Origin of the sequence: Mesorhizobium sp. M0968 (assembly GCF_040319065.1) — a bacterium.
Taxonomy (GTDB): domain Bacteria; phylum Pseudomonadota; class Alphaproteobacteria; order Rhizobiales; family Rhizobiaceae; genus Mesorhizobium.
In genome coordinates this window covers 376,528-388,772 of sequence record NZ_JAMYNL010000005.1, presented here as the reverse complement: position 1 = coordinate 388,772, position 12,245 = coordinate 376,528, and the positions used below count along the sequence as shown (strand labels likewise).

General features: G+C 63.7%; 13 protein-coding genes. 4 read left to right on the top strand and 9 right to left on the bottom strand.

The window, feature by feature from the left end; translation table 11 throughout:
- Positions 1-7 precede the first annotated feature (7 nt).
- The 6 genes from NKH67_RS12370 to NKH67_RS12345 form a co-directional block, all read right to left on the bottom strand.
- Positions 8-796, bottom strand: coding sequence for an RDD family protein (locus NKH67_RS12370; RefSeq protein ID WP_352457151.1), 789 nt, complete (start codon positions 794-796; stop codon positions 8-10).
- A 64-nt stretch (positions 797-860) separates the two neighbouring features.
- Positions 861-1,892, bottom strand: a complete 1,032-nt coding sequence (locus NKH67_RS12365; RefSeq protein WP_353030966.1) for a stage II sporulation protein M — start codon at positions 1,890-1,892, stop codon at positions 861-863.
- Positions 1,889-3,196 carry a DUF58 domain-containing protein gene (locus NKH67_RS12360; protein WP_352501473.1) on the bottom strand — a complete coding sequence of 436 codons (1,308 nt, stop codon included), beginning with the start codon at positions 3,194-3,196 and terminating at the stop codon, positions 1,889-1,891. The genes NKH67_RS12365 and NKH67_RS12360 overlap by 4 nt, the downstream gene beginning before the upstream one ends.
- On the bottom strand, positions 3,193-4,149 hold the full coding sequence (locus NKH67_RS12355; protein ID WP_352449246.1) for an AAA family ATPase: 957 nt from the start codon (positions 4,147-4,149) through the stop codon (positions 3,193-3,195). Before NKH67_RS12355 ends, NKH67_RS12360 begins: the two co-directional genes overlap by 4 nt.
- Complete coding sequence (locus tag NKH67_RS12350; RefSeq protein WP_352501474.1) at positions 4,136-5,335, bottom strand: DUF4350 domain-containing protein; 1,200 nt, start codon at positions 5,333-5,335, stop codon at positions 4,136-4,138. Before NKH67_RS12350 ends, NKH67_RS12355 begins: the two co-directional genes overlap by 14 nt.
- Positions 5,332-5,964, bottom strand: coding sequence for a DUF4129 domain-containing protein (locus NKH67_RS12345; RefSeq protein ID WP_352474990.1), 633 nt, complete (start codon positions 5,962-5,964; stop codon positions 5,332-5,334). Before NKH67_RS12345 ends, NKH67_RS12350 begins: the two co-directional genes overlap by 4 nt.
- Before the next feature lie 146 nt (positions 5,965-6,110).
- Between NKH67_RS12345 and NKH67_RS12340 the strand changes: the two genes are divergently transcribed.
- Positions 6,111-6,986, top strand: coding sequence for a DUF7847 domain-containing protein (locus tag NKH67_RS12340; protein WP_352501475.1), 876 nt, complete (start codon positions 6,111-6,113; stop codon positions 6,984-6,986).
- 60 nt (positions 6,987-7,046) lie between these two features.
- The gene (locus tag NKH67_RS12335) at positions 7,047-7,811 is read left to right on the top strand and encodes a hypothetical protein (RefSeq protein ID WP_352501476.1); all 765 of its coding nucleotides are present in this window, start codon (positions 7,047-7,049) and stop codon (positions 7,809-7,811) included.
- Between the two features lie 66 nt (positions 7,812-7,877).
- Here NKH67_RS12335 and NKH67_RS12330 read toward each other — a convergent pair whose 3' ends face one another.
- From NKH67_RS12330 to NKH67_RS12320, 3 genes are read right to left on the bottom strand one after another with little or no spacing between them, the layout of a single operon-like run.
- Positions 7,878-8,654 carry an N-formylglutamate amidohydrolase gene (locus NKH67_RS12330; protein WP_352501477.1) on the bottom strand — a complete coding sequence of 259 codons (777 nt, stop codon included), beginning with the start codon at positions 8,652-8,654 and terminating at the stop codon, positions 7,878-7,880.
- Entirely contained in the window at positions 8,654-9,973 is a 1,320-nt protein-coding gene (locus tag NKH67_RS12325) for a glutamine synthetase family protein (protein WP_352501478.1), read from the bottom strand. Before NKH67_RS12325 ends, NKH67_RS12330 begins: the two co-directional genes overlap by 1 nt.
- Positions 9,970-10,617 carry a cysteine hydrolase family protein gene (locus NKH67_RS12320; protein ID WP_352501479.1) on the bottom strand — a complete coding sequence of 216 codons (648 nt, stop codon included), beginning with the start codon at positions 10,615-10,617 and terminating at the stop codon, positions 9,970-9,972. The genes NKH67_RS12325 and NKH67_RS12320 overlap by 4 nt, the downstream gene beginning before the upstream one ends.
- Positions 10,618-10,770: 153 nt before the next feature.
- On the opposite strand from NKH67_RS12320, the gene NKH67_RS12315 reads away from it, so the two are divergent.
- Positions 10,771-11,493, top strand: a complete 723-nt coding sequence (locus NKH67_RS12315) for a LuxR family transcriptional regulator (protein ID WP_352501480.1) — start codon at positions 10,771-10,773, stop codon at positions 11,491-11,493.
- A gap of 83 nt (positions 11,494-11,576) precedes the next feature.
- Positions 11,577-12,236, top strand: coding sequence for an acyl-homoserine-lactone synthase (locus tag NKH67_RS12310; protein ID WP_352501481.1), 660 nt, complete (start codon positions 11,577-11,579; stop codon positions 12,234-12,236).
- The last annotated feature ends 9 nt before the right edge of the window (positions 12,237-12,245 follow it).

The window sequence follows — 12,245 nt, the reverse complement described above, 5'->3', positions numbered from 1 at the left end:
GCAACTGCTACCGCGCATGCTTGTCGGCCCTGCGGTTGCCGAGCAGCAGCTTGCGTTCGAGATGCGCCCGTAGCTCGCCGTAGTAAGCCGTCAGGAACGCGCGTGCGTCATGGGCTTGGGGTGCCGCGCCGATCTTGCGTCCGATCGTTTCGGCCACCGTCCGCAGGGCGAAATAGTCGTCGCGGCGCAGCACCTCTTCCAGCTTGTGGAGTTCGGCAATCCCGTAGGCATCGAGCTGGGCGTGGCTGAACCGGAAGGCGCCGGCCGCCGGATCCTGCCGTGCCGACAGGTCTTCAAGCAAGGCGCGCTTCGGCGCCTCTACCACCCAGGTCCCCGCCAACAGATCACCGATCCGCATGCGGTCGCGATTGAACAGCGGGAACAAGGCAAACAGCAGCGTCCACACCAGTCCGAACACTGTCGTCAGCGTGTCGGCGAGGTCGGTCCCGCTGCGTCCAACGATGATCGACAGCGGCAGGAACACCTCGATCTCGCGCATCAGGTTGCGGGCGATGACCTGGTCGATCGACAGGCCGTCTCCGCTGCGCGACGCGACCCGGATGCCGACGATCCGCTTGCCGGGCGTAGCCGCGCGCCGGCCCGCTTCGAAGACGATGAAGTAGGCGTTGCGCAGAAAGAAGATCAGGATGATCCAGACGACGAAGAGCGGCTGAAATCCCTCGCTGCCAAGGCCTCCCACCCCGAACAGCGCGACGATCGTGATCACGATTGCCGCCACGGCGATGAACACGATGTCGAGCAGGAAGGCGGAGGCCCGCGTGCCGGCGTCGGCCAACTTTATCCGGAGATCGACGCCTTCGGGCGTGATCAGCGGCCGAATAGCCGCAAAGGCGGCGCGTTTAACGATCGCCATGCCGCACCGCCCGGAACAGGTAGAAATAACCGATCCACAGCACCAGCATGCCACCGCCGATGCCGTAGCGCGTGACGTCGCTGGTGATGGTCTGCCTGCCAATGCCCTCGAGCAGCCCGGCAAACAGCAGCATGACCGAGACCCCGACCATGGCGTTCGCGGCGATGCGTCCGGCGCGAGCCGCTGCCGCCATGCGTGTCAATTCGCCGGGAAAGGCGATGCTGGTGCCGATGCGCATGCCCGCCGCGCCGGCCAAAGAGATTGCGAACAATTCGGTGGTGCCGTGGATGGCCAGCCAGCCGCCGAGCTCCATGCCAAGCCCCTTGGACCAATAGACTTGGAACAACGCCCCGATCATGCAGCCGTTGAACAGCATCAGCAGCACCGCCGGCACCGCGAAGGCGAAGCCAAGGGCGAAGGCCAGGATTGCGACCTGGACGTTGTGCGTGAACAGATAGGCGGCAAAGCCTGAGAGAAAGCCATTGTCGCCATCATAAAGCATGCCTCGCAGCAGTTCGGCCGAGGTGTCGGGGCCGCGGCCTCCTGCCAGGCCGGGCGGGATGATCGCGTCGAACCAGCTCTTGTCGGATGCCACCAGCCAGGCGCCTGCACCAATGCCGATCACCATCAGCGCGACCGACGCCAATGTCTCGCGCCACAGGTCGCGAATGGCTTCGGGCCAGTCGTGCAGGAAGAAATCGGCGAGGCGCTGCCGCAGCCCGCGGCGCGCGCCATAGAGATAGAAATAACCGCGCAGCGACAGCGCTTCGAGATAGCCGACCAGCGCATTGTCGAGCGATGTCGCGCGCGCCACCGACAGGGAAGACAGCGCCGATCGATAGAGCAGCGGCAGCGACAGCAGCTCCTCTTCGGAAAGCGTCCGCGGCGCACGCTTCTCGACACGCGCCAGCAGCGCCTCGAATGTCTTCCAGTCGGCCTCGCGCTCGCGGCGGAAGCTGGCCAGCGACTGGCGTACCGCGTCGCCGCGCACCGCATTGCCGTGTACCGGCGCCGTCACAGCAAGTCCTCCTGCTTGAACTGCAGATAGCGCTCGACCAGCGCCGGACCCAGCCGATTGTGGTCGGCTTCGATCACATGCGCCCCGAGCAGACGCAGCCGGCCGATGACGACCTGCCTTTCGCGCAAGAGCCCTCCGGCAACGACCGCGCGGGCAACATCCTCGCCGGAGCGTGGCGGCAGGTCGGCCAGGCCCTCCAATTCGGTGTCCTTCATCATCATGAACAGCACGAGATGCCGTTCGGTGAGCCGGCCCACGGTGCGCAGCATCAATTCCGCACTGATCGGATCGACGAAATCGGTGAAGATGATGACCAGCGAGCGGCGGTCGAGCCGCGCCGCCAGCGTCGTCAATGCCAGCGTGAAATTGGTCTCCTCGCTGGAGTAGTCGATCTCGGCGGCCCGTTTCTGGATCATCGCAAAGCTGGCGGGGCCGCGCACCGCGCCGCTCGAAACGCGCGGCCTTGCATCGAAGCCGAACAGGCTGACCATGTCACCGCCCTTCAGCGCGATGAATGCCGACAGCAGGGCGGCCGTCACCGCCCGGTCCACCTTCGGCACCCCGTCGACCGGTTCGCACATCAGGCGTCCGCTGTCGATGGCCAGCACGATGTTGTTGTTCTCCTCGATGCGGAACTCGCGCGCCAACAGCTTGCCGTGGCGGGCGCTGCGCTTCCAGTCGATCATCCGCCGGCCCATGCCCGGCTGGTAGTCCTTGAGCGCGTCGAACTCGCGGCCTTGACCGGCGCGGCGCTGCGCATGGCCTTCGGCAAGCGCCGCATGTTGCAGCAGCGTGATCGCCTCGCCGCGGGCGCTGCTGACGTCGGGCAGCACCGCAACCTTGCTTTCCACCGGCAGCACGACCTGGTTCCAGACCAGCCCGAACGGCCCGCGCCAGCGCACCCAGAGACGGTCGAAGCTGGCGACGCCGCGCCGCAGCGCCTGGAAGCGGAGGTTGAGCGAGCCGCCTCCGGCGGTTGGCAGCAAGGCGCCGCCGCTGCCGTCCACCGGCGCCAGACGCGCATCGTGGCCGACGCGGGCCTCCGCGGCGCGCGGCCCCGAGTGACGGGCGGCGACGTGCACGCTGAACTCGCCGCCGACACCGACCTGGTGCGGCGCATCGATGCTGGCATTCAGCGATGCCCGTCCGCGTCCGGCTGCTGCATCCACCGCCAGGAAGGCAAGCAGCAGACAGCTCCACAGCAATCCCAGATACCAGAACGACGGCAATGCCAACGCGACCAGGAAGGCCGGCACCGCGCCGGCCGCAGCTGCCCATACCGCTCGGCCGCTGGGATAGATCAACGTGGTGCTTCCGTCTGGTCGACCAGGTCGGAGACGATCTGCTCGACCAGCCGGCCATCGATCTGTGCGGCAGGCGAAAGGATGACGCGATGACGCAGCGCCGGCACCGCCAGCGCCTTGACGTCGTCGGGGATCACATAGGCGCGTCCGTCCAGCGCCGCCCGCGCACGCGCCGCCCGCGCCAGCATGGCGCCGGCGCGCGGACTGGCCCCGACCTCCAGATCGGCATTTTCGCGCGTAGCCCGAACCAGCGCCGCTATGTAGCCGACGACATCGTCGACAAGGGTGACGGAGCCGACGACTTCAAGGGCCTCCTGCAGCGTCTCGCGGTCCGTCTGCGCTTCGATGCCATATTGCGCGATGTCGTGCGAGGCGGAGCCGCCGCCGTGATGGACGATGATGGCTCGTTCTTCCTCGGGGCCGGGATAGCTGACGCGGTGCTTGAACAGGAAGCGGTCGAGCTGCGCCTCCGGCAGCGGATAGACGCCCTGGTGCTCGATCGGATTCTGGGTCGCGACGACCATGAAATTGCGGCCGAGCGAATGCGTGGTGCCGTCGAAGGTGACCGCATGCTCCTGCATCGCCTCGAGCAGTGCGGCCTGCGTCTTGGGCGGCGTGCGGTTGATTTCGTCGGCAAGCAGGAGATCGCAGAAGATCGGGCCGCGCGTCAGCGTGAACTGCCCGGTCTGGAAGTTGTAGATGTTCGACCCGACGATATCGCCAGGCATCAGGTCCGGCGTGAACTGGATGCGCCCGTAGGCGATCCCAAGCGCCTGGGCGAAGCAGCGCGCCGTCATGGTCTTGGCCGTGCCCGGAGGACCTTCGAGCAGGATATGCCCGCCCGCAAACAAGGCGGTCAGCATCAGGTCGACCGTATCGTGCTGCCCGGTGATCGCCTTGGCCACTTCTTCCCTGATCCGTGTCGCCAGGGCCTTCACATCATCGACGTTCACCGAGCCTCCTTGCCGTCCAGTCATACAGCCGTTCTGCTGCCTGTTGCATCTGCGTCAGATTCTTCGCCTCGCCGGCCGCTTGCGAGCGCGTCGTGAAGCCGCCGGCTTGCTCCTTATCGCGAGAGTCGAGCCAGTGGTCGAGCGCTTTGCCTTGCAACCCTTGCGGTGCGCCGAGCAGCGCGCCGGCGCGCACCCGCATCAAGGCCGCATAGCGGCCTCCCAGCTCGTCCAGCCGGCCGGCACGCCGCATGAGCATCGCCGTCGTATCGACCAGCGCACGCTTGCCGAAGGCGATCGCGCGCTGGTCGATACGCGGCGGGCCGAACCGGCCAAGGCCATGCAGGAACGCCAGCGCCGCAGCGATCAGGATCGTCAGTGTCAGCGCCAGGAACGGCGGCTCGACCAGAAGCTTGGCGAGGTCATATTTCCGCGCCCCGCCGTGCAGCGTCAGGTCGAACATGACCAGACCCTTGCCAGGCCGCAGCCATCGGATCAGGTCGCGCGCCGCGGTCGCCTTGTCGGCATCTCCAAGCGCGGAATTGTTGATTAGGTCGGGGTCGGTCAGGATGAAAAAGGGTTTGTCTTGGAATTCGATGAGGACGGCCTTGCCGCTGCCTGCCGCAATGATCGGGTGATCGTCGGCAACCCATTGCATGTCTTGCGGCGCGGCGACGAGATGGCCCCGGATCTCGAGTTGCTCGACGGTGCTCCTGCCGACACCGAGCTTGGCCTTGGCGATCCGGCCGAGCCAATCGTTGACTGCGGTGTCGGGCAAACGCTCGATTTTCATCTTCCATCCCTCATGCTGCTGGAGGGGCAAGGTCTGCCATTTGGGCAGCACGAAGAGAGTCTCGCGGTCATCGCGAAGCTCAAGAATGCGGTCAAGCGCCTCCGGATCGCTGTCGGGCGAGATGGTGACGATCAGCAGTATATCTCTGGCAAGATCGTCTTCGGTCCGCGCCATCAAGGGCGCTTCGCCGGTGAGCCGCAGCCATTCCGCCAGGCCGGCGTAGCCGACGCCGCTTTTCGACAGCGGCGTGGCGCCGCCATTGCCGGGTTGCCGGAAATCGGGAGCATAGGTGGACAGCAGGAAGAAACCGGCTGCCGCAAGCAGGCTGGCGAAAATCCCCCAAAACAGTGTCTTTCGATTGAACGGCTCCTGTGCCTCGACCGCCGGTGCGCTCACGTCCAGGCATCCCGGAAGGCGAAACGTTCATAGGCGCCGCGCGCCTGCCGCCAGCCTTCCGCGCCGACCGGCCGGCGCGCGAACAGCGCCGCCTCGACAATGCGGGCGATCTCGGTAAACGCATGGCGCGCCCTTCCCGGCAGGGAAGGGGCATTGGCGATGTCGCGCGCGGTGAGCGACGGGCGCAGGAAGTCCGGCAGCCGGCCGGCAATATCGGCGACGCTGCGCCGAAGCAAAAGGTGAACCGCCTCGTCGTAGTCGCCGCGTGCGGCCAGCGCATCCGCTTGCGACAACAGGATCTGCGCGGCGCCGGCGTCTGGGCGCCAGGTTTCTTCGTCTTCGACTTCGGGCCGCGCGCGCTGCCATGGCAGCCGCCAGGCGATGCCTTTCACCTCGAGGAAGACCAAAAGCAGGATGATTGCGACGCCCGATATCACCGCCCCCCAGAACAGATAGATCATGTAGGGACTGAGCCACGACAAAAAATCCTGCAGCGGCTTCAGCCACTCGGGCGGCTTTGGCGGCACATAGGCCGGCAGGTCGAACTGGATCGACTCATCGGCGATCAGCTGCTTGTGCAGATTGGTCAGCCGTTCGGCTTCCGCTGTGCCTGGCTGTGCCAACGCCACCCTCTCCCCTGCAACCTGTGGTTCCCCAGCCGACACTGGCAATGCGGCAAGACAATTGCAAGTGGACTAGACGTCAACCTCCAATGTTGGCACATTTAATGCGGGGATCACCAGCCGATATGCGGTGATTAAGCGGGGGACGCATCATGGTTTCAACGACATTGGAACGGTCGGACAAGTTTCGCATCGGCAGGGTTTTCAGCAACAGTTTTGCGGTTATCGGCCGCAATCCGGGTCTGTTGGTCGGACTAGCGGCTCTTTTTTCCGCCCTTCCGGCACTGGTGCTTAACCTTTGGAATTACAGCAATTTTGCCAACATCAATATTGCTAGTCCCGAAACTCTGGCTGTTGCCGATCCCTCGGCGATTCTACGCAACTCGTTAATATCGGTGGCTTTTGGCTTGATATATCTTGTGCTGGCTTTGTTGTTTCAATCATCACTGGTGAGGGCGACGATAGAAGACTTGAACGGCAAGCGCCCGGCAATCGGTGACTGCATCCAAATAGCTTTACGCTGCATATTCCCGACGCTTGGGATCGGGCTGGTGGTCTTTTTCGTCATGGTCCTCGGGGTTGTTGCGATTGCCGTCGCAGGGCTGATTATCCCGATCTTCGGGACGATCATCGCGTTCGTGATGCTGCTTGTTCCCGGCATCATGTGGTTGCTTGGTATATCGGTTTCCGTACCCGTGCTGATCCAGGAGCGCCTTGGCGTGTTTGGCTCGATGTCGCGGAGCCGCGCCCTGACGAAGGGCAGCCGCTGGTCACTATTCGGCCTTTTGCTGATTCTGTTCTTGGTGGCGATTGCCTTCCAAATGGCATTCGCTTTGGTGTTTGGATTGGCTTTCGCCCTTACCGGCAGCCTCTCGACCGTTGGCCTGATTGTGGGCGCGATTGGAAGCGCCGTTGTGTCAACGGTCGTGTCGACGGTAATATCGGTTGCCATCGCCGTTAGCTATGTCGAGCTGAGACAAATCAAGGAAGGCACCAGCGTCGAAGACTTGGCGGAAATCTTCTCGTAGCGGCAAGGGATTTGCTGCCTTCATCGCGTCAGGATCGGTCTGGACTGGATAGGTAATATCGTGGCGTCAATAACGCTGGAACAGCCCGACAAATTTCGCATCGGCAGGGTTTTCAACGACAGCTTTGCCGTCATCGGACGCAATCCCGTTCTTTGCCTAGGGCTTGCCTTGATTTTCTCCGCCCTGCCGAGATTCGTATTTGCGCTCTGGTTCAGGAATACCGTTACGAATGTCGAGCATGGCGGCCCGGAATTCTCGGTTCAACGGGTCGCGCTCACGGTGGTTGGCGCGATCGGCTATATTGTCCTCATGTCCTTGCTGGAGGTGGCTTTGACGCGCGCTGCCATCGAGGATTTGAGCGGCAAGCGGCCGTCGATGCGTGATTGCATCGGGACGGCCGTGGCACTCCTGCTGCCGGCAATCGGCATTTCGCTGATTGTCAACATTGGCTTCACAGTCGGCCTCGTGCTGCTCGTCGTTCCGGGATTTTTGTTGTTGGTTCTCTGGGTTGTAGCGATACCGGTTCTGATTCAGGAAAAACTGGGGGTATTCGCGAGTTTGGGCCGCAGCCGCGATCTTTCCAAGGGCAGCCGTTGGTCTCTGCTCAGTCTCTGGTTCCCCCTGTTCGTAGCTTTGGTCGCAACAAATTTCACGTTGGGCCGCGTCCTATCCCACTTAGGCATTCCGCTCGTGTTCTTCCTGGACGCTCTGGCGCGCGCGGTCGAGCAAGTCGTGTTTTCCGTTGCCATCGCCGTCAGCTATGTCGAGCTGCGTCAGGTCAAGGAAGGCACCAGCGTCGAAGAGCTGTCGCAGATCTTCTCCTAAGGACGGTTCGCCCGGCTTTTCATCGACGGCTCGGCTCTCGCGTTGCGCTCGAGCAGCCGAGCTTGTTCACAAACCCTGTGTCTGCGCCGGTAACGCTGCGGCCAGCCGCTTCGCCCATTCTTCGATGCCGGAGCGGCCCGCCAGCAGGTCCTGCCTGATCTCGATGAGGACGGCCTGAATGCCGCGATCGTCGCCATGGACCGGTATGGCGTAGTCGCCGTCGCGGCTGATCGCATAAGGCTCGTTTGCCGCGGCGTTGAGCGCACCGTCGGCGCGCAGGCCGGCAAGCACTGCCTGGCCGAAATCGACTGCCCGGTCGTAAAGCACGCCGGCGTGCCAGGGCCGCGCAATGCCGAGGAAGACCGGCGTGAAGGAGTGGACCGTCGCGATGCGCGTCGGTCTGCCCTGCTTCGCCCGGTCGTCGAGATGGGCGGCCACGCGGTCATGAAACGGCGCGAACATGATTTCGGCACGCCGGCTTCGCTCCTCCGGATCGAGGCCGACATTGCCGGGGATGCCGGTGTCCTCCGATAGCACCGGAATGCTGCCGCTGGAACCAAGCGGCCGGTTGAGATCGATCAAAAGCCGCGAATAGGAGCTGAGGAAAGCCGGAGCATCGAGCAGCTTCGACAGAAGGCGGGTCACTGCGGCGGCGCCGATGTCCCAGGCGATATGGCGCTGCAAATGGCGGCTGTCGAGACCGAGCCGCGCATACTCGGCCGGAATATGATTGGACGCATGCTCGCATATCAGAACGATATCGGAACGCCCCGTTTCGTTGATAGCTTCGACCGCTGGAAGCCAACCTTCCGGTAGGATGGCGTTGGCAACCGGCTCAGCCATCAATACAGCGTCCGGTAGAGATCGCAGACCGCCACTGGGTCGAGACCGGCGAGGCGCTCGGTCTCATGCCGCTTAAGGCCGACAAAAGTCTCGACGAACACCGGCGCGAACCATCCGGTGACGGTCTTGTCGGCGACGAGCGCGTCGAGTGCCATCGGCAGCGTTTCCGGCAGCCGCACGAGGCCAAGCTTCTTGCGCTCGGCAACGCTCATCTGTATCGGGTCGCCCGAGACCAGCGGCGGCGCCGGCAGCTTGGCTTTCAGCCCCTCCAGCCCGGCGCGCACGATCGCCGCCAGCGACAAATAGGGATTGCCGGTGGCGTCGGCCGCCCGGTATTCGATGTTGTACTGCCGCGCCGGATCGCGCCCGCCGATCGTCACCGTCGGGCAGATGCGCAGGCTCGCCTCGCGGTCGCGATCGGCAAGCCAAGTGTAGGACGAGCTCCAGCTATGCGGCTTCAGCCGGTAGTAGGACGACACACTCGCCGCCGTCATGGCGGTGATCGCGGGCAGGTGGCGCAGCACACCGGCACAGAACGAAGCGGCACGGCTGGAAAGGCCGCCCGGCTGGGCCGGGTCGTAGGTCGCCGGTTTGCCGGCGTCTTCGACGAAACTGAAATGGATGTGGACGCCGTTGCCGACGGCATCGGGAGCGGTTTTGGGCGCGAAGCTCGCCCGCCAGCCGGCGCATCGCGCGACTTCGCGCGTGATCTCGCGGATGGCGACGGCGCGATCGGCCGAGGCAAGCGCATCGGCCGGCTCGCACGTCACCTCGAACTGGTCGGTGCCGAACTCGGCGATTACCACTTCGGGCGCGACGCCGGCCTCCGCCAGCGCCGCCATAAGATTGGCGGCAAACGGATCGGCGCGGCGCAGTGCGGCCAACGACATCGAATGAGCCGGTGCGAAGTCGCCCTCGATATGGAATTCATGCTCGAAGGCGGCGATGACGGAAAGCCCGGTTGCCGCCTTCAACTCCGCCAGCGCATCCTTGAGCATGGTCCGCGTACAGCCGACCCACGGGCTGCCGTCGAGTTCGACGATGTTGCCGGCGACCATGTCGAAAGGCGTCGCCGATCCGGTCAGCGCCGTGCGGAACCGCGCGTTGAGATCGGGAACGAGCCGCACATCGCCTGACGAGCCCCAGGGATTGGGATCGACGATGGAGTTGAACGGCGTCAGCGACAGATTGGCCTGCAGCCAGCCGACGCCGGTCGCGGCGATCTTCTGCAGCTTGCTTTCGACGACCGAGCGGCCGCGCGTGATCGCCGAAAGATCGGTGGTGACGACGGCAACCAGCGGTTCGACGGTCGATGTCATGCAGCTTTTCCCAAGGCTTCGAAACGGCCCGTAACGGTGGCGGTATCAGTGACCCAGCAATAGCCACCGAAAGCCTCGAGCGCGCCGTCATGACGCTCCTGCGAGGCGGCGGCGCAGGCATCCGATACGCAGGTGACGAGATAGCCGCGATCGGCGGCATCGCGCACCGCCATGTCGACGCACTGGTCGGTCATGATGCCGGCGACGATCAGATAACGCACTCCGAGGTTTTTCAAGACATAGTCGATGTTGGTCGAGTTGAAGACGCCCGACGATGTCTTCGGCAGCATGATCTCGTCGCCGACCGGCGCCAGCGACGGCACCGGCAGGCCTTCCGGCCGGCTCGGCGCGATATGGATCGGCGTCAGCTTGTGGTCGAGCGAGCAGTCGCGGCCGTCTTCGGTCAGGCTCTGGATGATCGTGTGGATCACCTCGACGCCGTTGGCCCGCGCCGCCGCCAGCAGGCGCTCCTGGTTGGGGATCGTTTGCGACGCCGTCTGCCGGTAGAAATAGTGATCGGGACCGCGCTCCGGATGCGCCGGATCAGCACCCGGCTCCAGCCAGACCCGTTGCATGTCGACCAGCAGCAGCGCGGTTTCGCCAGCCCGGAACGGCTCGTTTCGTTTCGGCAGTGATGGCGTCATGCTTGGGGGTCCTGTGTTGCTGACTACAATCCGGCTGATTTAGCTGATTTTGGTCCACGCGTCCTGCGTCGCGGACACACTTATTGGGAGTATTCGAAGTCTCTAATTTAAGATAAGCTTTGTTTTCGGGCGTGGAGACGGGGGGTCTGTGTCATGATCGATTCAGATGTGTTCGACTTTGTCGAACGCTGCAGGAAACATACAGCTACCGGGCCGCTGCTGGGCGACCTTCTCGAGACCGTGAGGAATCTCGGCTTCGAGCACCTTATCCTGAGCGGGGTGCCGCTCGGTGGGCAGAAGCTTGCACCGATGGTCGAACTGAATGGCTGGCCGGCCGGCTGGTTCGAACGCTATGTCGAGGCCGAGCATGCCGCGGCTGATGGTGTTTGCATTTACTCGGCAAAGACCCTGAAGCCGTTCCTGTGGTCCGAAGTCCCGGCAAAGTGGTCGGATACGGAAGGCTCACGACGCGTTGCCGGTGAGGCGACGGAGTTCGGCATCTGTAGCGGCTTCGCCGTACCGATGCTCAGCGTTCACCATTGGCAATCCGTGCTGTCGTTTGCCTCTTCCGCGAAGGCCTGCACCCTGTCGCCGCGCCATCAGGTGCAACTGGTGACCATGGCGGTATACGCGGGCATGTCGATCCAGGCCTTGGCGAATGACGATGACGACCACGAGGGCGTGCTGACCGACCGCGAAAAAGAAGTGCTCTTGTGGGCCGCGGCCGGCAAGACCTCATCGGAAACCTCCCAGATCCTTGGCCTGACCGAGCGCACGGTCAAATGGCACTCGACGCGGGCCCGCGAGGCTTTTGGCGTCGGCACGACCACGCAGGCGGTCGTCGAGGCGGTGCGCCGGCGTCTGATCCATCCCTAATCGCGTCAACTGTCCCATCGGACAGGTGACGTATATTAGCGCGACTGCGAGTATCCCTGCGAGAACGATCGGGGGATCGCGCCATGATAACGGCCCACGTAGTCAATGCGCATAACAAGCATCTCTACGAAAACGAATTCGACGAGTTTCTGCGCCGCCGGCACGACTTCTTCGTGCACCAGAAACATTGGCGCCCTCCGAGCCCGGACGGTCGCGAGCTAGACCAATTCGATACCGACGCGGCGACTTACCTGCTTGGTATTGAAGATGGTCGCGTAGTGACTTCGGCTCGATTGATCCCAACGAGCGAGCCGCACATGGTCTCGGAGGTTTTTTCTCACATGTGTGAAAAATCGGGCGTCCCGAGGCGTCCCGACTGGGCCGAATGGACCCGCACATTCGTCGTTCCCGACAAACGAACTGCCGGACTGAGGGGCACGCTGACGCAGCTGTGCTGCGCGGTGATGGAGTACGCTCTCGACGAGGGCCTCAGCGCCGTCGGCGGCATCCAGGAAACCTACTTCATGCCCCACCATGGCGCGCTGAAGTGGCGCGCCGAGCCGATGGGCATGGCCAGGGAAGAAAACGGCGAATGGTATATCGTCGCGTATATCGAGGTGAATGAGGCGGCGCTCGCGAGCGTTCGGAAGATCTTGGGGTTCGAGCAGAGTCTGCTGGTTCGGCGGGGGACGCAATTGCCGTTCCTCCCAAAAACCAGCGATATCATAGAGTTTGCTTCGTGACCGGGTTGA

What these genes read in the sequence shown, in the direction of transcription:
- NKH67_RS12315 (WP_352501480.1), top strand. Translation starts at nt 10,771, where the DNA reads ATGATCGATTCAGATGTGTTCGACTTTGTCGAACGCTGCAGGAAACAT.
- NKH67_RS12340 (WP_352501475.1), top strand. Translation starts at nt 6,111, where the DNA reads ATGGTTTCAACGACATTGGAACGGTCGGACAAGTTTCGCATCGGCAGG.
- NKH67_RS12310 (WP_352501481.1), top strand. Translation starts at nt 11,577, where the DNA reads ATGATAACGGCCCACGTAGTCAATGCGCATAACAAGCATCTCTACGAA.
- NKH67_RS12320 (WP_352501479.1), bottom strand. Translation starts at nt 10,617, where the DNA reads ATGACGCCATCACTGCCGAAACGAAACGAGCCGTTCCGGGCTGGCGAA.
- NKH67_RS12325 (WP_352501478.1), bottom strand. Translation starts at nt 9,973, where the DNA reads ATGACATCGACCGTCGAACCGCTGGTTGCCGTCGTCACCACCGATCTT.
- NKH67_RS12330 (WP_352501477.1), bottom strand. Translation starts at nt 8,654, where the DNA reads ATGGCTGAGCCGGTTGCCAACGCCATCCTACCGGAAGGTTGGCTTCCA.